The organism is Bordetella genomosp. 8 (assembly GCF_002119685.1).
GTDB lineage: Bacteria > Pseudomonadota > Gammaproteobacteria > Burkholderiales > Burkholderiaceae_B > Bordetella_C.
Map to the genome: position 1 here is coordinate 411,276 of NZ_CP021108.1, position 18,755 is coordinate 430,030.

Annotated in this window: 15 protein-coding genes; 6 read left to right on the forward strand and 9 right to left on the reverse strand. The window is 66.7% G+C overall.

The window, feature by feature from the left end; genetic code table 11:
- Positions 1-15 precede the first annotated feature (15 nt).
- The 7 genes from CAL12_RS01895 to CAL12_RS01925 all read right to left on the reverse strand — a co-directional run bounded on the left by CAL12_RS01895 (position 16) and on the right by CAL12_RS01925 (position 10,071).
- Positions 16-1,197 carry an MFS transporter gene (locus CAL12_RS01895; protein ID WP_086062930.1) on the reverse strand — a complete coding sequence of 394 codons (1,182 nt, stop codon included), beginning with the start codon at positions 1,195-1,197 and terminating at the stop codon, positions 16-18.
- A gap of 113 nt (positions 1,198-1,310) precedes the next feature.
- Positions 1,311-2,648 carry an NAD(P)H-dependent oxidoreductase gene (locus CAL12_RS01900; RefSeq protein WP_086062931.1) on the reverse strand — a complete coding sequence of 446 codons (1,338 nt, stop codon included), beginning with the start codon at positions 2,646-2,648 and terminating at the stop codon, positions 1,311-1,313.
- A gap of 100 nt (positions 2,649-2,748) precedes the next feature.
- Positions 2,749-3,309 carry a 5'-3'-deoxyribonucleotidase gene (locus tag CAL12_RS01905; protein WP_086062932.1) on the reverse strand — a complete coding sequence of 187 codons (561 nt, stop codon included), beginning with the start codon at positions 3,307-3,309 and terminating at the stop codon, positions 2,749-2,751.
- 69 nt (positions 3,310-3,378) lie between these two features.
- Positions 3,379-3,912 (reverse strand): RNA 2',3'-cyclic phosphodiesterase, encoded by a 534-nt coding sequence (gene thpR, locus CAL12_RS01910; RefSeq protein WP_232464670.1) that lies wholly within the window; start codon positions 3,910-3,912, stop codon positions 3,379-3,381.
- A 132-nt stretch (positions 3,913-4,044) separates the two neighbouring features.
- Positions 4,045-5,601, reverse strand: a complete 1,557-nt coding sequence (locus tag CAL12_RS01915; RefSeq protein WP_232464671.1) for an efflux transporter outer membrane subunit — start codon at positions 5,599-5,601, stop codon at positions 4,045-4,047.
- A 19-nt stretch (positions 5,602-5,620) separates the two neighbouring features.
- Entirely contained in the window at positions 5,621-8,842 is a 3,222-nt protein-coding gene (locus CAL12_RS01920; RefSeq protein WP_086062934.1) for an efflux RND transporter permease subunit, read from the reverse strand.
- Between the two features lie 23 nt (positions 8,843-8,865).
- Positions 8,866-10,071 (reverse strand): efflux RND transporter periplasmic adaptor subunit, encoded by a 1,206-nt coding sequence (locus tag CAL12_RS01925; RefSeq protein ID WP_086062935.1) that lies wholly within the window; start codon positions 10,069-10,071, stop codon positions 8,866-8,868.
- Between CAL12_RS01925 and CAL12_RS01930 the strand changes: the two genes are divergently transcribed.
- The 6 genes from CAL12_RS01930 (at position 10,070) to CAL12_RS01955 (ending at position 15,288) form a co-directional block, all read left to right on the forward strand.
- Entirely contained in the window at positions 10,070-10,387 is a 318-nt protein-coding gene (locus CAL12_RS01930) for a hypothetical protein (RefSeq protein WP_086062936.1), read from the forward strand. The two genes, CAL12_RS01925 and CAL12_RS01930, sit on opposite strands and share 2 nt — an antisense overlap.
- An 87-nt stretch (positions 10,388-10,474) precedes the next feature.
- The gene (locus CAL12_RS01935) at positions 10,475-11,521 is read left to right on the forward strand and encodes a LysR family transcriptional regulator (protein WP_086062937.1); all 1,047 of its coding nucleotides are present in this window, start codon (positions 10,475-10,477) and stop codon (positions 11,519-11,521) included.
- Between the two features lie 14 nt (positions 11,522-11,535).
- Entirely contained in the window at positions 11,536-12,450 is a 915-nt protein-coding gene (locus tag CAL12_RS01940) for a LysR substrate-binding domain-containing protein (protein ID WP_086062938.1), read from the forward strand.
- Positions 12,451-12,648: 198 nt separating this feature from the next.
- Positions 12,649-13,620 (forward strand): Bug family tripartite tricarboxylate transporter substrate binding protein, encoded by a 972-nt coding sequence (locus tag CAL12_RS01945; RefSeq protein ID WP_157792857.1) that lies wholly within the window; start codon positions 12,649-12,651, stop codon positions 13,618-13,620.
- Between the two features lie 12 nt (positions 13,621-13,632).
- Positions 13,633-14,910, forward strand: a complete 1,278-nt coding sequence (locus tag CAL12_RS01950; protein WP_198298355.1) for a M28 family peptidase — start codon at positions 13,633-13,635, stop codon at positions 14,908-14,910.
- A 123-nt stretch (positions 14,911-15,033) separates the two neighbouring features.
- The gene (locus CAL12_RS01955) at positions 15,034-15,288 is read left to right on the forward strand and encodes a hypothetical protein (RefSeq protein WP_086062941.1); all 255 of its coding nucleotides are present in this window, start codon (positions 15,034-15,036) and stop codon (positions 15,286-15,288) included.
- A gap of 58 nt (positions 15,289-15,346) precedes the next feature.
- On the opposite strand, the gene CAL12_RS01960 is transcribed toward CAL12_RS01955, so the two are convergent.
- Positions 15,347-15,922 (reverse strand): BPSL1445 family SYLF domain-containing lipoprotein, encoded by a 576-nt coding sequence (locus tag CAL12_RS01960; RefSeq protein ID WP_086062942.1) that lies wholly within the window; start codon positions 15,920-15,922, stop codon positions 15,347-15,349.
- A gap of 144 nt (positions 15,923-16,066) precedes the next feature.
- Positions 16,067-18,511, reverse strand: coding sequence for a glycogen/starch/alpha-glucan phosphorylase (locus CAL12_RS01965; RefSeq protein ID WP_086067624.1), 2,445 nt, complete (start codon positions 18,509-18,511; stop codon positions 16,067-16,069).
- Between the last annotated feature and the right edge of the window lie 244 nt (positions 18,512-18,755).

The following is an 18,755-nucleotide window of genomic DNA, read 5'->3' on the forward strand; positions in this document are numbered from 1 at the left end:
GTCAGCCCGCCGCCATCACGCGCATTCCGAGGCCGGCCTGGCGGCGGGCCGCGCTTCGCGGCGATCCAGCCGCCAGCTGAACAATGCCACCAGCAAGCCGGCCGCCGTCATCAGGCTGGCGACCCAGGGCAGGGCCGCCAGGCCCGGCCCGTGGTCTATCGTCAGGCCGCCCACCCACGCGCCGGCGGCATTGCCCAGGTTGAACGCCGCGATGTTGAAGGCCGATGCCAGGTTGGGCGCGGTGGCGGCTTTTTCCAGCACTCGCATCTGCAGAGGCGGCACGGTCGCGAAGCCAGCGGCGCCCAGCAATCCCACCGTGATCGCCGCCGCCACCTGGGCGTGGGCGGTGAAGGTGAAGACCGCCTGCAGCACCGCCAGGATCAGCAGCGTGCCGACCAGCGTGGGCATGAGCCGCCGATCGGCGAACTTCCCGCCCAGGGTATTGCCGATGACCAGCCCGATGCCGAACAGCAGCAGGATGGGGGACACGGCCTTGTCGGAAAAGCCCGCCAGCTGCGTCAGGATGGGCGCGATGTACGTGAACGCCGCGAACACGCCGCCGAATCCCAGGACCGTCATCAGGAATCCCAGCAGCACCTGGGGTTGCACCAGCGTGCGCAGCTCCTGCCCGAAATGGGCCTGGTGGTCGTCGCGGCTGCGCGGCACCAGCAGCGCGATGGCGGCCATGGCCAGGATGCCCACGGCGGTCACCGCCCAGAAGGTGCTGCGCCAGCCGAAATGCTGTCCCAGCCAGGTGCCCAGCGGCACGCCCATGACGTTGGCCAGCGTCAGGCCGGTGAACATCAAGGCGATCGCCGATGCCTTCTTGTCCGCCGGCACCAGCCCGGTGGCCACCACCGATCCGATGCCGAAGAAAGCGCCGTGCGCGAACGACGTCAGCACGCGCGCCGCCATCAGCATGCCGTAGTTCGGCGCCAGCGCACAGGCCAGGTTGCCCACGGTGAAAAGCAGCATCAGGCCCAGCAGCACGGTCTTGCGCTGCAGCCGAGACATCAGCGGCGTCACGATGGGCGCGCCGACGAACACGCCCAGCGCATAGCCGGTCACCAGCAGCCCGGCCGTCGACAGGCCGACATGCAGGTCGGCCGACAGTTCGGGCAGCAGCCCCATGATGACGAATTCGGTGGTCCCGATGCCAAAGGCACCGGCGGCCAGCGCCCACAAAGCGATAGGCATGACAGCATCCGCACGTAGATGGAAAGTGCGTATTCTGCGCGTTCGCCCCCCGTGGATACACCCCGCGCGCAACAAAGGACTTGTACGCGCCAGGCAAAAATCCCCAAGGGGATTCAGAGATAACCCTGCTCCATTTCGCGGCGGAACTGCAGGGCGTCGTAGCCGTCGCCGTATTCGACGTCCGACCATTTCAGTGCCTGGGTGGCCCGCACGGCGTTCTTCAGCTTGACGTTGTGCGCCAGTCCCAGGGGCAGGTAGCCGCCTTCCACGGAGTCGCGCGCCGGCATCAGCCGACCGTAGACCGTATAGCCGCCTTCGCCGTCCAGCACCTGGCCGGGCTTCATCTCGCGCTTGGCCGTGGCCACGACGTCGCCGTGCCAGCCGGTCGGCGCGCCCGTGGGTTCGCGCCGCAGCGCCACGTTGGCCACGCTGATGCCCAATTCCATGCCCATCAGGTGATAGGGCTTGTACATCGCCGAATAGTTGCCGGTGGGGTCGGTCACCACGCCATATTCCTTGAAGCATCGGCGCACGTAATCGCTGTCGGCGGCGATCACCACGTAGACGCCCCAGCGCAGGTCGCGGTAGACCGGGCGGCCATCGCGTTCCAGGGAAGAAACGACCTCCACCTGGCCCCGGTGATGCAGGGTGCCGCCGTCGTCGCGGGGCCGCAGCACGCGGGCCAGATCGTCGACGCCGCAGGGCGGGAAATGCAGGCCGGACGGCGCCGGCAGCAGCCCGGTGGAGTTCGACACCGCGGCCATTTCGATGGCGCTCTTGGTGCCGTCCAGGAAACTGTTGAACATCTGCGCGTTGAAGTCGCCGGCGGCCACCATTTCCGGCGTGAAGCCGTAATACGGCCACACCGTGTCCGGCGTGGATGTGTGGAAGGCCGGCAGATACTTGGTGCCTTTGCCGGCGGCAATCACTTCGAAGCCGCTGGCACGCGCCCAGTCGACCATTTCGCAGATCAGCGCCGGCTGGTCCCCATAGGCCAGCGAATACACGATGCCCGCCTCGCGCGCGCGGCGCGCCAGCAGCGGGCCGGCCAGGGCGTCGGCTTCCACATTGACCATGACGATGTGCTTGCCGTGCTCGCAGCAGGCCAGTGCATGGCGGATGCCGGCCGCCGCGCTGCCGCAGGCGTCGATGACGACATCGATCTCGGGATGCGCGATGATGGCCAGCGCGTCTTCGGCGCAATACACGCTGCCGCCGCGGCAGGCTTCGCCGATGGACGCGGCCTGCAGGGCGGCGGCCGGCCAGCCCACCTTGGTCAGCGCGGCGCGGGCGGACGCCGGCTTCAGGTCGGCGACCGCGACCAGCCGCATGCCCGGGGTGCGAAGCGCCTGGCTCAGGAACATGGAGCCGAACTTGCCCGCGCCGATCAAGGCGATGCGTATGGGCTTGCCGTCGGCTTCCCGTTGCTTGAGCATGCGGTACAGGTTCATCGCGGTCTCCTGTCGCCCCCGTTGGCGATCCGCTCAGCTTACCCCAGCCGGCCTTGCTTCGTTGCGGTCGCCGCTGCCGGTGCAGGTCGCAAGCATGACGCTAGCCGTCTGCCCGATACAGTTCGCCGCCCAGCACATTGCGCCAGTCGGCCCAGGTCACCCGCGGCTTGTCGGTGACGTGGCGGTTGTACGGGGCGTCATAGAGGATATGGCGCCAGCGGGGACGCACGGCGCCTTCGATGGCCGGGCGATCGTCGATCAGGATGTCGCCCTGCACCAGGGTCTTGTCGCGCGTCAGGATCAGCCTTTCGGTCCAGGGCCGGCCTAAGTGGCGTTCGATCCACTGGTACTTCTCGGCGACGCAGTTTTCGTACTGGCGCAGGGGCGAACTGCATATGCGCACGTCCATGCCCAGCTCGCTCAGTTCGCGGACCGCTTCCAGCGCGCCCGGGACGGGCGGCAGGTCGCGGATGAAACCCGGCGCGGTGTAGAGGGCCTCGGCCAGGGGCCGCAGCTCAGGCGGATAGTCCTCCAGGATGTGGAAGGACCGGCGATCCTGGAATTCCACCGGCGGGATGTCGGGATGGGCCTGGCGCCAGGCATCGACGAAGGCGTTCTCGAAATCGGCGAGCACGCCGTCTTGATCGATCAGGATGAGCATGGTTGGAGCCGGCACGGCGCCTGGCGCCGCAGGGTGTAGGGAAGTCGGATATTGTGCCCCATGGGCTGCCTAGGCCCGCGTCGATGCCACCACGCGGTACCTGGCCGCGCCGTCCTGCACGGACGCCACCAGGACGTAGCGGTCATAGCGCCATTCGAGGGGCGGCGGCGTCACGTCCGGCAGCACGCTCGTATCGGCATTGCGCAGCAGCGTGACATGCGGCCGAAAGCGGGTCTCGGGGCGCGCCGGATGCAATGGCGCCACCCACTCCCACAAGCGACGATGTTCCAGCGCGAGCCGCGCCGCGCCATCGTCGGCGGCAGCGTCGTCGCTGTTGCCGGGGCCGGCCCAGACGATGCGGGGCCGCGGAAACGCGCCGAAGCGGTCCAGCACGACCGCGCCCGGCTCGATGCGGCGCGTCTCGGTTTCGCGGGCCAGTCGCGGCAGCAGTTCCGGGGTGGTCTCACCCAGGAAGCCGAGCGTCAGATGCAGCGTATCCGGCCGCATGATGCGCCCGCCGCAGCGAGCGTGGGCGTGCGCCGCCCAGTCGGTCAGCGCGCGCACCGTCGCCGGGTCGGGCCACAACGCGAAGAAAAGCCGCACCGACCGGCGTCGTTCAAGCCCATCGGGCCGCGGCCCGGCCTGGGTCGGCGGTCCCGATTCCGGCTGGGCTGAAGATGAAGTGGGCGACATGGCAAACCAGGAGCATGGGAATGCCCCAGTTTGCCATCCGCATCAACGCTGCGCCACGGGCTGGCCGGCCGGGGCGCGCGGCGCCGGATTCGCATCCGCCGTCGCGTTGGCCGCCGAATTGGCCGCCTGTTGCGCCTGCTCGGTGTCCAGTCCCCAGCCGCCGCCCAGCGCGCGGATCAGGTTGACCGTCGAGCGTGCGCGTTCGCCGTCCAGCTGCACCGACACGCGCTGCTGCGTCAGCACCGTGCGGTCGGAGTCGATCACGTCCAGATAGCTGATCGACCCTTCCTTGTACTGCGTGTGCGACAGCTGCGCGGCACGTGCCGAAGACTGCACCGCGCGATCCTGCGCCTGGGTCTGCTCGCCCAGGATGCGCAGGTTCGCCAGGTTGTCCTCGACTTCGCGGAAGGCGCCCAGCACCGTCTGCCGGTAGTTGGCGACGTCCTCCTCATAGACCGCGCGGGCGCGGTCCAGGCCGGCTTGCCGGCGCCCGGCGTCGAAGATGGGCAGGCTCAGCATCGCGCCCGTCAGCGGACCCAGCAGGAAGGTGCGGCTCGACCATTCGAACAGGTTGCCCAGTTCCGACGATTCGTAGCCGGCGTAGCCGGTGATGTTCAACTGCGGGAAGAAGGCCGCGCGTGCCGCGCCGATGCGATCGTTGGCGGCGGCCATGGCGCGTTCGGCCGCGGTGATGTCGGGACGGCGCTCCAGCAGCGACGACGGCAGGCCAGCCGGCACGTCGATGGCGATGCGCGACAGCGGGTTGGCCGGCAGTGCGAATTCCGCCGGCGCCTTGCCCAGCAGCACGGCGAGCGCATGTTCGGACTGCGCACGGCGGCGATCGATGCCCAGCGCCTCGGATTGCGCGGAAGCCAGTTCCGAACGGGCGCGCGCCACGTCCAGTTCGCTGATGTCACCCGCGTTGTAGCGGCGTTCCACCAGGTCCAGCGTCTGCTGGCGCAGTTCCAGCGTGCGGTCGTAGATCTTCCGTTCCGCATCCAGCTCGCGGACGATGAAATAGTTTTCCGCGACGTCGGCCTGCAGGGCCAGGTGCACGGAGCGCAGCAAGGCTTCGCTTTGCTGCGCGTCGGCCGTGGCCGCATCGACGGTCGACGAGACGCGGCCGAACAGGTCCGCCTCGTACGACACGCCCAGTTGGCCGCGCCACAGGGTCGTGCTGGTCGCGGGACCGCCGTCAGGCAGGCCTTGCGAGGCCGGCGATGCACGCTGGCGCGTGGGGCCGAAATTGGCGGTGACCTCGGGGAACAGGCCGGAACGCGTCTGCCGTTGCAGCGCGCGCGCCTGCGTCAGCCGCGCGGCGGCGGCCTTCAGGTTCTGGTTGGCGTCGGCGGCCTGGCTTTCCAGGGCATTCAGCGTCTCATCGTTGAACACTTTCCACCATTCGCCGCGCAGCACGGCCTCGGACGGCTGCGCGGTTTTCCATTGCCCGGCCTGGTCGGCCGGCAGCGCTTCCTTGAAGGCCGCCGTCACGGGCGCCGTGGGACGCTGGTAGTCCGGCGTCAGCGAGCAGCCCGCCAGTATCGTCGCCGTCAGTATCGACAGGGCGAAGCGGTTCAGGGTTTTTGTGCGGGACTTCATGTCTGTCATCCAGTTCGATTTATTCGGCGCCCGGCACCGGTTGATGGCCGTGGGCCGGGGCGGATGCATGCGGTGCGGTCGCCGGCGCTTCATGCTTGCCGGCCGAGTGCAGCGGCGCCGGGAAGAGCTTGCGCAGCGTCACGTAGAAGACCGGCGTCAGGAACAGGCCGAACAGCGTCACCCCCAGCATGCCGAAGAACACCGCGATACCCATGGCATGGCGCATTTCGGAACCCGCGCCGGACGAGAACACCAGCGGCACCACGCCCATGATGAAGGCGATGGACGTCATCAGGATGGGGCGCAGACGCAGACGGCAGGCTTCCACCGCCGCATCGAAGGCGTTGCGGCCCTGCATCTCCAGCTCGCGGGCGAATTCCACGATAAGGATGGCGTTCTTGCATGCCAGCCCCACCAGCACCATCAGGCCGATCTGCGTGAAGATGTTGTTGTCGCCGCGTGTCAGCCACACGCCCGCCAAGGCCGCCAGGATGCTCATGGGCACGATCAGGATGACCGCCAGCGGCAGGGTCAGGCTTTCGTACATGGCGGCCAGCACCAGGAACACCAGCAGCACGCTGATGGGGAACACCCAGATACCCGCATTGCCGGCCAGGATCTGCTGGTAGGTCAGGTCGGTCCATTCGAACTTGATGCCGCGTGGCAGGGTTTCCGCCGCGATGCGTTCCGCCGCTTCCTTGGCCTGGTCGGACGAGTAGCCCGGCGCCGGACCGCCGTTGATGTCGGCGGCCGTGTAGCCGTTGTAGCGAACCACCATCTCGGGCCCGTAGGTCTGCGTCACGCGCACCAGCGACGACAGCGGCACCATATCCCCCGCGGCGTTGCGGGTCTTCAGCAGGCCGATGTCCTCGGCGCGGGCGCGGAACGGCGCATCCGCCTGGGCGCGCACCTGGAATACGCGGCCGAACCGGTTGAAGTCGTTCACGTACAGCGAGCCCAGGTAGATCTGCATGGTGTCGAACACGTCCGTCACCCGCACGCCCAATTGCTTGGCCTTGACGCGGTCCAGGTCGACGTCCAGCTGCGGCACGTTGATCTGGTAGTTCGAGAACGACGGTCCCAGCTCGGGCGCCTTGGCGGCGGCCGCGACGAAGGCCTGCGTGGCGCGATCCAGTGCCTCGTAGCCCAGCGCGCCGCGGTCCTCGATCTGCAGCTTGAAGCCACCCAGCGTGCCCAGGCCCATCACGGGCGGGGGCGGGAATACCGCGATGAAGGCGTCCTTCACCCCGCCGAACTTCTGGTTCAGCGACGCGGCGATCTTGTCGGCCGGCAGGCCGGCGGCAACGCGCTCCTCGAACGGCTTCAGCGTCACGAACACGATGCCGGCGCTGGAGCTGTTGGTGAAGCCGTTGATCGACAGGCCGGGGAAGGACACGGCGTGGTCGACGCCCGGTTCCTTCATGGCGATGTCGCCCATGCGGCGGATCACGTCTTCCGTGCGGTCCAGCGACGCGCCGGTCGGCAACTGGGCGAAGCCCACCAGGTATTGCTTGTCCTGCGCGGGCACGAAACCGCCGGGCACGATGTACGAGATGCCTACGGTGCCGGCCAGCAGGATGGCGTACACCACCAGGCTGACGGACTTGCGCTTCATGACGCCGCCGACATTGCTGGAATAGCCTTCCGACGCGCGATTGAACACGCGGTTGAACCAGGCGAAGAAGCGGCCCAGCACCTTGTTCATCGCCCGCGTCAGCCAATCGGGCTCGGCGTCATGGCCTTTCAGCAGCAGGGCGGCCAGGGCCGGCGACAGCGTCAGCGAGTTGAAGGCCGAGATCACGGTGGAAATCGTGATCGTCATGGCGAACTGCTTGTAGAACTGCCCGGTCAGGCCGGTCATGAAGGCCAGCGGCACGAACACCGCGGCCAGCGTCGCGGCGATGGCGATGATGGGTCCGCTGACCTCGCGCATGGCCCGATAGGTCGCGTCCCGCGGCGACAGCCCGGCGGCGATGTTCCGCTCGACGTTTTCCACCACCACGATGGCGTCGTCCACCACGATACCGATGGCCAGCACCATGCCGAACAGCGACAAGGCGTTGATCGAATAGCCGAAGGCCAGCAGCAGCGAGAATGTCCCGATGATGGAAACCGGCACGGCCAGCAGCGGGATCAGCGACGCGCGCCAGGTCTGCAGGAACACGATCACCACGATCACGACCAGCGCGATGGCTTCGAGCAGGGTATGCACCACCGCTTCGATACTGGCCCGCACGAACTGCGTGGGGTCGTACACCACGTCGTACTTCACCGACGGCGGGAAGTCGGCCGACAGTTCCTTCATGGCGGCGCGCACCTGGGCGGACACGTCCAGCGCGTTGGCGCCCGGCGCCTGCATGATGCCCAGCGCGACGGCGGGCTTGTTGTCCAGCAGGGACCGCAGGCCGTATTCGGCGGCGTCCAGCTCGACGCGCGCCACGTCCGACAGGCGTACCACGCCGCCATCGGGCGAGGTCTTCAGGATGATGTTCTTGAATTCCTCTTCGCTGGCCAGCCGGCCCTGCGTGTTGACGTTCAGCTGCAGGGGGACGTTGGACATCGTGGGCGACTGGCCGATCACGCCGGCCGCCACCTGGACGTTCTGCTCGCGGATCGCATTGACCACGTCGGTGGCCGTCATGCCCAGCTGCGCCACCTTCTGCGGATCCAGCCAGATGCGCATGGAATAGTCGCCCGAGCCCCACAGCTGCACGTCGCCCACGCCGGTGATGCGCGACAGCCGGTCCTTGACGTTCAGCACCGCGTAGTTGCGCAGGTACGTCATGTCATAGCGGTTGTCCGGCGAGATCAGGTGCACCACCAGGGTCAGCGTGGGCGAGCTCTTGGCGGTGGTCACGCCCAGGCGCTGCACGTCGTCGGGCAGGCGCGGCAGCGCCTGCGACACGCGGTTCTGCACCAGCTGCTGCGCCTTGTCCGGGTCCACGCCCAGCTTGAAATAGACCGTCAGCGTCATATTGCCGTCGCTGTTGGCCTGCGCCTGCATGTACAGCATGTTTTCGACGCCGTTGATCTGCTCTTCCAGCGGCGCGGCCACGGTTTCGGCGATCACCTTGGGGTTGGCGCCGGGATATTGCGCATGCACCACCACGGATGGCGGCACGACTTCGGGGTACTCGGATATCGGCAGCTGGAACATGGCCAGTATCCCGGCCAGCAGTATCAGCACCGACAACACGCCCGCGAAGATCGGGCGGTCGATGAAGAATTTGGATATGTTCATGACGCTCTCGGAGGCGGATCAGGTCAGGCGGGGTCGGCGGGCGTCTTGGTCTGGCTGGTACGCATCGCGGACTCCAGTCCCGCCATCGGCACGACGGTGGGCGCGACGGCATCGCCCGGACGCACGCGCTGCAACCCGTTGACGACGATGTGCTCGCCCGGCTTCAGGCCGGCGGTGATGACGCGCAGGCCGTCCTGCGACGCACCCAGCTGCACCTCGCGGTACTGCACGTGGTTCTGGCCGTCCACCACCATGACGAAGCGCTTGCTCTGGTCGGTGCCCAGCGCGCGTTCGTCGATCAGGATGGCGTTGTGCGGGTTGCCGCCGCCCAGGCGGATGCGGGCATACAGCCCGGGCACCAGGGTGCCGTCGCCATTTTCGAAGGTGGCGCGCACGCGGATGGTGCCGGAGCCGGTGTCCAGCCGGTTGTCGACGTACTGGACGTTGCCGCGGCGCGAATAGCCGTCTTCATTGGCCAGGCCCATGAACACCGGCACCGGCGCGCCCTTGCCGGTGCGTGCCGGGTTGACGTACTTCAGGAAGCTCTGTTCGTCGACGTCGAAGGAGGCGTACATGGGATCCACGGACACCAGCGTCGTCAGCGGCGTGGACGCCGCGCCGGCGGCGACCAGGTTGCCCACCGTCACTTCGGCGCGCGAGACGCGGCCCGACACGGGCGCCACGATGTGCGTGTAGCCCAGGTTCAGGCGGGCGATTTCCAGCGCGGCCTGGGCCGCCTTCAGGTTGGCGGCCGCTTCGCGCGCATCGTTCTGCTTCTGTTCGAAGTCGCGGCGGGCGATCGCGTTGTCGGCGATCAGCCGCTGAGCCCGGGCCTGCTCGGACGACGTATAGGCCACGCGGGCCTTGGCGCCGGCCAGGTTGGCTTCCGCGCGGTCGACCTCGGCCTGGTAGGGCAGGGGGTCGATGGTGAAGAGCTCATCGCCCTTGCGCACCAGGCTGCCGTCCTTGAAGTGCACGGCCACCAGGGTGCCGGACACGCGCGGGCGGATTTCCACGCGGTCAACGGCTTCCAGGCGTCCGGAATAGCTCTGCCAGTCCGTGATGGAGCGTTCCACGACCTCGGCGACGTCCACGGGCGCCGCGGGCGGGGCGCCGGCCGCCGTGGCGGTGTTGGTCCCATGGCCCCGGACCAGGACGATACCGCCGGCGATGGCGATGACAACGGCGAAGGTGGCCGCCAATGCGTAGCGACTGCGCAACACAGACATGAGGATCCTCTTTCTTAGGGATACGGCGGACGTGGCGAACGAATCCCCGGTGCGCGACGGCGGCGCGGATCACGGAAACCGGGCTGGCGATGCCCGGTTGGCGGCGGGTGCCGCCCTGACGCTGGTTTTTATCGTTGTCCACGCCTGGGCGTGGCTTGCCGGCCGGCCGGTCCTTGGCGAAAACCGGTCTGGCGCGGCGCGCGTCCGTGACGGAGGGCTGGGGAAGCGGGCCGCCGGGGAGCCGGCGGCCGGTCTGGCCAATTCCACCGAATTAATCGGAATGACGGCATTCTGGCTGTTTTGTCTGGCCGAATAAATATCTATACTCGAACAACTCTATTCGGCGAGTTCGAACAATTATTTGTTCATAATGCCGTCACACCAGATTCCCTCGAGGCCATCCATGGATCGTTTTCAGGCCATGCAGGTATTCGTCAGGGTCGTCGACGCGAACAGCTTCACCCGCGCCGCGGATCACTTGGCACTGCCGCGCACCACCGTCACCACGATTATCCAGAATCTTGAAAAACTGCTGAACGTGCGGTTGTTGAACCGCACCACGCGGCGGCTCAGCCTGACCCCCGACGGGGCGGCCTATTATGAACGCTGCGTCCGCATCCTGGCCGACGTCGAAGAAGCCGAAGCGGCGTTCATGGATGCATCCAGGCGTCCACGCGGCAAGCTGCGCATCGATACGCCCGCGGCGATCGGCCGGCTGATCCTGATACCGTCGCTCTGCGAATTCCACGAGCGCTATCCCGACATCGAGCTGGTGATCGGCATGGGCGACCGCCCTGTGGACCTGGTGCAGGAGGCCGTCGACTGCGTGATCCGCGTGGGCGAACTCCAGGATTCCAGCATGGTCGCGCGCCGCATCGGCATGTTCGAAGGCATCACCTGCGGCGCGCCGGACTACATCGCGTCGCACGGCGAGCCGCAGACGCTGGAAGACCTGGTGGACCACGTCGCCGTGCATTATTTCTCCAGCCGCACGGGCCGCGTCATCGACTGGGATTTCATGGTCGACAACGAAGCCGTGGAAGTCAAGATGCGCGGCGTCGTCTCGGTGAACGACGCCGATGCCTACATGGCCTGCGGGCTGCAGGGCTTCGGCCTGATCCAGCCGCCGCGCTATATGGCCTTGCCCTATCTGCAGAGCGGCGCGCTGAAGGAAGTCCTGCCGGCCTGGAAACCCAAGCCCATGCCCATTTCGGTGGTCTATCCGCACAATCGGCACCTGTCGCCCAAGGTGCGCGCTTTCACGGACTGGGCGGCCGAGATCTTCGGCCGCTGCCCGCTGCTCAGCGGCCGCGGCGACGCCATCGACAGCGAATGCACGTGGGCGGGCCAGAAGCCCGCGCTCGCGGATGCGGCCGCCATGGTGGCCGAACGCGCCCCGCACGCGCCGCGTGTCGCGGCCAGGCCGTCGGCGTCCGTCTCGGCGGCGTAGCCGGCGGGTAGCGGGTGAAAGGATCGCGCCTGTCCCTGGCGTCGCTGCGGATCTTCCTGGCCGCGGCGCGCCACCTGAACTTCAGCCGCGCCGCCGAACAGCTGCACCTGACGCAAAGCGCGGTCAGCAAGCATATCCAGGCGCTGGAAACACGCCTGGGGGCCAGCCTGTTCAAGCGCACCGCCACGGGCTTGCGGCTGACCCACGCCGGCGCGCTGTACCTGGAGCGCGTCAGCGCCGCCGTGCGCTTGCTGGACGAGGCCGACGCCGTGGTGGCCCGTCCGGACGCCCGGGTCGCCCTGAACATCGCCGTCTCCCCCTCCTTCGCCCAGTTCTGCCTGATTCCGGGACTGCGCGAGTTCTTCGACGCGCACCCTGAAGTCCGCATCAATCTGCGACCCCGCCTGCTCTACGGGCGCGACAAGGCGGAACGCTTCGACGCCGAAATCCAGCTGCATACCGGCCACATGGCCGGCATGACCACGGAATACCTGTGCGGGCGCGAAATGGCCCTGGTCGGCGCACCCTCGCTGTTCGCGCGCAACCCCGTGCGCAGCGTGGAGGACCTGGCCGCCGTGCCGCTGCTGAAGCGGGCGCAGCGCGGCTACGGCTGGGACGAGTGGAAGGCAGACATGGCCCCGGGCTGGCCGGGGCCTGCCGCCACGGCGCCCGAGTACGAAGGCTTTTCGATACTGATGCCCGCGGTGCTCAATGGCCTGGGCGTGGCCATCGCCCCGCTTTGCATGGTGGCCGAGGCCCTGCGCGCCGGCCAGTTGCAACGGCCATTCGGCGAGTCGGTGGAAGGCCGCTACGCGTATTACCTGATGCGGCCGCGGCCGGATGTGGGCGGTCCTTACCTGGACGCCTGGTGCGAGTGGATCAGCGCCCGCACCGCTTCCTTGAACGACAGCCTGGCAAGCCTGCGCTGAAGGGCGGCGCCGGTCCCCAGGAAGCAGACCAGCAGAGCAGACCGGTAGCGCCGACGCTACCAGAGCCGCCGCAGCAAGCCCAGCATTGAGAGGGCCATTCCAGTTTGGAATACCTCATGCTCATACTTCCCTTGCCGGATGGGCCCGTGTCTTTCAGAATGCCCGAAAAGTAACGTTTCTTTGCCGCGGGGCATCAATATGAAATTCTTGCAATCCACCTGCGCCGCCGCCGTCCTGGCCGCGGCGACCGTCGCGCCGGCCGGCGCCGCGTATCCCGAACAGCCTATCAAGGTCATCGTCCCCTACACGGCGGGCGGCAGCTCCGACGTCATCGCACGCGCGATCAGCGACGAGCTCAGCGCCGAACTCGGCCAGTCTGTCATCGTCGAAAATCGCGCCGGCGCCGGTTCGATGATAGGCACCGCCTACGTAGCCAACGAAAAGCCCGACGGCTACACCCTGCTGCTGGCGGACGTGCCCTTCACCATCGTGCCTGCCCTCTACGGCGACCGCATCAAGTACAACGCCAAGACCGACTTCGTGCCGGTGTCGCTGCTGGGCCTCTCGCCCATGTACCTGTTCGTCAACCCGTCCTTCCCCGTCAAGACCGTGAAGGACCTGGTGGACGCGGCGCGCGCCAAGCCGGGCACGATCTCCATCGGTTCCGGCGGCAACGGTTCGCTGACCCACCTGATGGCCGCGCTGTTCATGCTGAACACCGACACCAAGCTGGTCCACATTCCCTACAAGGGCGCATCGGCGTCGGTGAACGACCTGGCCGGCGGCCAGATCGATACCAGCTTCACCACGATGCCCACCGCCACCGCGCTGTACCAGGGCGGCAAGATCCGGCCCATCGCCGTGTCGGCGCCGCAGCGGCAAAAGGAAGCTCCCGACGTACCCACCTTCGACGAGGCCGGCGTTCCCAACATGACCGTGCAGAGCTGGTGGGGCCTGGTCGCGCCGTCGCGCACGCCGGCGCCGGTCCTGGAGAAGCTCAGCGCCGCCATGACCAAGGTCATGCAGTCTCCCAAGGTGCAATCCCGCCTGAACAGCGTGGGCGTCAACCTGCCGCCGGACACCAGCGCCGCGGCCCTGAAGAACCTGCTCACCGCCGATTTCACGCGCTGGCAGGACGTCGTCAAGCGCGCCAACATCACGTTCGAATAAGGAATGGCCAGCATGAATTCCTGGTTGGACGATGCCGCGGCGGATGCCGCGTTGATGGAAGATTTCCACGCGATTTGCGCCTTCGGCGGCCGGCTGTCCGGCACCGGGGAGGACACGGCGGCGATCGGCTGGGCGCTGAGCCGCATGCGACAGACCGGTGGCACCGCGCAACGCGTGCAAGTGCCGTATGACGGCTGGCGCGCCGGCGGCGTCAGCCTCGCGCTTGCGGGCCATGACGGTCCGCTCACCTGCCGCGCGCTGTTGCGGTCCGTCTCCACGCCGCCTGGCGGCGTGGAAGGCGAGTTGATCGATCTCGGCCAGGGCCGCCGGGAAGATTTCGACCGCGCGGGCGATGCGGTGCGCGGCAAGGTCGCGCTGGTGCGCCATGAATATCCCTTCACCACGGACCACATGCATCGCCGGCGCAAGTACGACCTGGCGGTGGAGCGGGGCGCGTTGGCCTTCCTGATCGCCAACCCCTTGCCCGGCGGCGGCGTGCTGTCGGGGTCTTCCGGGCGGCCTCGCGGCGCCCCGGGGATTCCCGCCGCCTACCTGGACAACGCCACCTGCCAGGTGCTCGCCCGCGCGGCGGCGGGCGCCCAGCCCGCGCGCGTCCGCCTGCACGTCGAAGGCCAGGAAGACGAAGCCTCGATGGCGGATCTCGCCATCCTGGACATTCCCGGCGGCACGGGCAGCTATATTGTCATCAGCGCGCACATGGACGGCCATGACCTGGGCACCAGCGCCCTGGACAATGCTTCCGGCGTCGCGGTGGCGCTGGCCACCGCCCGTGCGCTGGCGCCCTGCGTTTCGGCGCACACCCACGGCCTGCGCGTCTGCCTGTTCACCGCCGAGGAATGGGCCCTGGCAGGCTCCAAGCGCTATCTGGACGACATGGACCCCGCCGAGCGCCGGTCGATGAAGCTCAATATCAACCTGGATACCGTGGGTGGGGACAGCAAGCTGACGGCCCTGATCAGCGAGTTCCCCGCGCTGGACCGGTTCGTCGCTGACGCGGGTGCCGATGCCGGCGTGCCCGTGGCGACCTATCTGCCGTTCATGTCGAATTCGGACCATGCCAACTTCGCGGCGCATGGCATTCCCGCCATGCGGCTGGTGGCCGGTTTCGACCGCCCCGACTCCGCCGTCAACAATATCCTGTCTCCTGGCGATACGCAGGCGGTGGTCCAGGAAAGCGAGTTGCGCGCGGCGCTGCGTGTCACCTGCGCGATGGCCAGTCGTGGCTTGACGTTGACGCACGAGGCCTTGGACGCGCTGGCGCGCCGGTAAGCTTCCCCTGGCCGACCTGCCACGGTTAATCCGTCCGACAATCCGCGCGCCTGGTCGGCGCGCGGGAAACTCCTACATAGACTTGCGCCCTTTCGCCATTCCGGTGGCACAAGGAGAAGTCGGATGACGGTTATCACGCCCGCCCCGTTCGCAGGGTCTTGCACCAGCTTCAAGTTCGCGGATCACGCCGAAGACGCCCAGGATCCAAGCTGCGACCGTGGTTCCGCCCACATCGATATGGCGACGGCCTTCGCGGACGTTCCCGGTCTCCGCCGCAAGCGCAGCGGCTCGGACGACAGCGACATCCAGTTCGATTGCGTGGACGCCACCGACACCGAAAATGAACCGGCGACCGTGGTGCAGCGCATCCCGGTTTGAACCGGTCCGCGCTGGCACCGACGGCCGCCGTTTTCTGGCTTGCTGTCCGGCGCGTGCCTTACAGGTCCAGCTTCGTCACCTTCGTGCCCTGGATCGACAGATCAGCCATCAGGCCGGCGTTCGTCAGGAAGAAAGCCACCACGGACTGCTTGGCGGTATTGGTGTCCACCGCGCCATTCGCGCCGATCTTGGCCACTGCCACGGAGGCATCCGCGCCCGCGCTCCAGCCCTTGCTGTCGCGGAACTTGTTCAGTTCTTCCTGCGTCATGAACATGATGACGATGGCGCGCGATTGGGCGCCGGCTTGCCAGCCGATCGAACCGGACGTCATGCTGTAGTAGCCGTTGGTGGCATTGCCGACGCGCAGCGCGCCTTCGCCGTACTGGGCGCCGACGACGAAGCCGGCTTGCAGCACGCTCGGGAAGACCAGGATGCCCTTGGCATTGTTGGCCATTTCGCGCGAACCCTTCACCGTGCTGTAGAGACGGCTCAGCGTGGCGTCCACGCCACTATTGATTTCCTGGCGTTTGGCGCTCGGCGTCGAGGACGAATTGGGGCCGGTGGTGCTGCATGCCGCCAGCGCCGAAGCCAGCATCAGTGCGGCCGGCAGAGTGACGAATTTTCTACGGTTCATTGCTTTATCTCCCAGCGTGGTATGAAGAGCGCGGGCGCGGCCCGCTTGGACAGGGAAGCGGCGCGGCTGCTCTGCCGCCCACAACGAACCCATTATTCGCCACAACAATTCAAACAACGGCGACATTCCCCTACCGATTGCAACTCAGCGCGCATACATCCTCTCCACCGGCACCGCGTGCGCCTTCCAGATGCGCTCGCAATACTCGCGGATGGCACGGTCCGACGAGAACTTGCCGGTCCGGGAGGTATTCAGCACCGACATGCGGGTCCAGGCCTGGGTATCCCGGTAGGCGTCGTCCACTCGGGTCTGGCAGGCGGCATAGGAGCTGTAGTCCGCCAGCAGCATATACGGGTCGTGATGCAGCAGGTCATCCACCAAGGGGGCGAACAGCTCGCTGTCGCCGCGCGAAAAGAAGCCAGACCGGATAAGCTCCAGCACCGCCCCCAGCTCCGGATCGCGCGCCAGGTAGTCCTGGGGGTAGTAGCCTTCGCGCCGCAGCGTGTAGACCTCTTCGGCCGTCAGGCCGAACAGGAAGAACTCGTCTTCGCCGACTTCCTCGCGGATTTCGATATTGGCGCCGTCCATGGTGCCTATGGTCAGCGCGCCGTTCATCGCGAATTTCATATTCCCGGTGCCGGAGGCCTCCTTGCCGGCCAGCGAAATCTGCTCCGACAGCTCCGCGGCCGGATACACCTTCTGACCCAGCGTCACGCTGTAGTTCGGCAGGAAGACCACCTTCAGACGGTCGCGCACGTCGGGGTCGTTGTTGACGACGTCGCCGATCGCCGTGATCAGCTTGATCATCAGCTTGGCGCGCACGTACCCGGGCGCCGCCTTGCCGCCGAAGATGAAGGTGCGTGGCACGATGTCCAGATTGCGTTGCGACTTCAGCCGGTGGTAGAGCGCCGCGATATGGAGCGCCGACAGGTGCTGCCTTTTATATTCGTGTATCCGCTTGACCTGCACGTCGAACATCGAGTCCGGGTCGACGCGTATGCCCGTCTTGCGCAGGATCACGGCGGCCAGGTCGACCTTGTTGGCGCGCTTGATGGCCCGCCACTCGCTGCCGAAGGACGGGTCGTCCGCATAAGGTTCGATATTGGAAATCAGCGACCAGTCCTTGACCCATTCGTCGCCGATGCAACGCGTGATCAGTTTGGTGAGCCGGGGATTGCTCAATGCGACCCAGCGCCGCGGCGTGACGCCGTTGGTCATGCTCTGGAACTTCTCCGGCCACATGGCGTAGAAGTCCTTGAGCAGATCCCGTTTCAGCAGCTCCGAATGCAGGTTGGCAACACCATTGATCGCATGGCTGCCCACGCAGGCCAGATGCGCCATGCGGACGTAGCGCTCGCCCGACTCGTCGATCAGCGACAGGCGCGCGATGCGGGTTTCATCGCCGAAGAAGTGAATACGCGCTTCGTTCAGGAACCGCGCATTGATCTCATAGATAATTTCCAGGTGGCGCGGCAGCACCCGGCGGAACAGCTCCAGCGGCCACCGTTCCAGGGCCTCGGGCAGCAGGGTATGGTTGGTATAGGAGAAGGTCTGGCGGGTGATGTCCCAGGCGCGTTCCCAGGGCACCAGATGTTCGTCCACCAGCAGGCGCATCAGCTCGGCCACGCCGATGGCGGGGTGGGTGTCGTTCAACTGGATGGCGAACGACTTGTGGAAGGACGTCACGGATTGCCCGCGATGCTGCTGCAGCCGCAACATATCCTGCAGCGAGCAGGATACGAAGAAATACTGCTGCTCCAGCCGCAATTCCTTGCCCTGCCGGCTCTCGTCGTTCGGGTACAGCACCTTGCTCAGGTTTTCCGACGTGACCTTCTTGCTGACCGCCCCAAGGTAGTCGCCGCGGTTGAATACATGGAAATCGAAGGATTCCGTGGCTTCCGCGCGCCATAGTCGCAGCGTGTTGGTCGTGCCCACGCGATAGCCCGGGATAGGGGTGTCGAAGGGCACCCCGGCCACGGTCTTTTCGGGTACCCAGCGCACGCGGAAACGGCCGCTGTCGTCCGTGTACTGCTCCGTATGTCCGCCCAGCTTGACCTGCACCGCCCATTCGGCGTGCTGGATTTCCCACGGATTCCCGTAGCGCAGCCAGGCATCGGTGTTCTCCACCTGCCAGCCGTCCATGATGGTCTGGTAGAAGATCCCGTACTCATAGCGGATGCCGTAGCCGATGGCCGGCACTTCCAGCGTGGCCAGCGACTCGATGAAACAGGCGGCCAGGCGCCCCAGGCCGCCGTTGCCCAGGCCGGGTTCTTCTTCCTGCCGCAGCAATTCGTCCAGATCGAGACCGAGTTCGCTCATGGCCAGGCGGATTTCGTGCGAAATGCCCAGACTGAGCAGATTGTTCCCTAAATAGGGACCCATGAGGAACTCGGCCGACAGATACGCCACTGTACGGGCGTTGCGTTTCTGATAAGTAGCGGCAGTATCGAACCATGACGGAACCAGGCGATCCCGCACGGTGTGGGCAAGCGACTGATACAGGTCGTTCTTTGACGCGATATCCAGCGATTTGCCCTGGGTATACAGCAGGTGATCCAGGAAGGCCCTTTTCAGGGCCTCCCGGGTCAGCGACGAACGGTCCTGCTCCGGGTTCGGGTAGGCGGAACCGGCTGCGTTTTCCCGGGCGGCGATGGTGGCATTGGCGTGATCGTTCAAGATGGCTTCCTTGGGGTCGATCTGGATCAACAAAAATCCTAATCCAAAAGATTTGCCTTTTGAAGGTTATGGCCTGAACAATCGGCAACAAGTTTCAAGCATCGATCCTCCCCCGAGTCCAGCGCTGCGGGCCGTGCCGTCTCCTTAGGCAGGCCAC

Coding starts and splice junctions, on each gene's coding strand:
- CAL12_RS01915 (WP_232464671.1), bottom strand. CDS start 5,601: ATGAAGTCCCGCACAAAAACCCTGAACCGCTTCGCCCTGTCGATACTG.
- CAL12_RS01925 (WP_086062935.1), bottom strand. CDS start 10,071: ATGTCTGTGTTGCGCAGTCGCTACGCATTGGCGGCCACCTTCGCCGTT.
- CAL12_RS01935 (WP_086062937.1), top strand. CDS start 10,475: ATGGATCGTTTTCAGGCCATGCAGGTATTCGTCAGGGTCGTCGACGCG.
- CAL12_RS01900 (WP_086062931.1), bottom strand. CDS start 2,648: ATGAACCTGTACCGCATGCTCAAGCAACGGGAAGCCGACGGCAAGCCC.
- CAL12_RS01920 (WP_086062934.1), bottom strand. CDS start 8,842: ATGAACATATCCAAATTCTTCATCGACCGCCCGATCTTCGCGGGCGTG.
- CAL12_RS01945 (WP_157792857.1), top strand. CDS start 12,649: ATGAAATTCTTGCAATCCACCTGCGCCGCCGCCGTCCTGGCCGCGGCG.
- CAL12_RS01930 (WP_086062936.1), top strand. CDS start 10,070: ATGAGGATCCTCTTTCTTAGGGATACGGCGGACGTGGCGAACGAATCC.
- CAL12_RS01950 (WP_198298355.1), top strand. CDS start 13,633: ATGAATTCCTGGTTGGACGATGCCGCGGCGGATGCCGCGTTGATGGAA.
- CAL12_RS01905 (WP_086062932.1), bottom strand. CDS start 3,309: ATGCTCATCCTGATCGATCAAGACGGCGTGCTCGCCGATTTCGAGAAC.
- CAL12_RS01955 (WP_086062941.1), top strand. CDS start 15,034: ATGACGGTTATCACGCCCGCCCCGTTCGCAGGGTCTTGCACCAGCTTC.
- CAL12_RS01960 (WP_086062942.1), bottom strand. CDS start 15,922: ATGAACCGTAGAAAATTCGTCACTCTGCCGGCCGCACTGATGCTGGCT.
- CAL12_RS01895 (WP_086062930.1), bottom strand. CDS start 1,197: ATGCCTATCGCTTTGTGGGCGCTGGCCGCCGGTGCCTTTGGCATCGGG.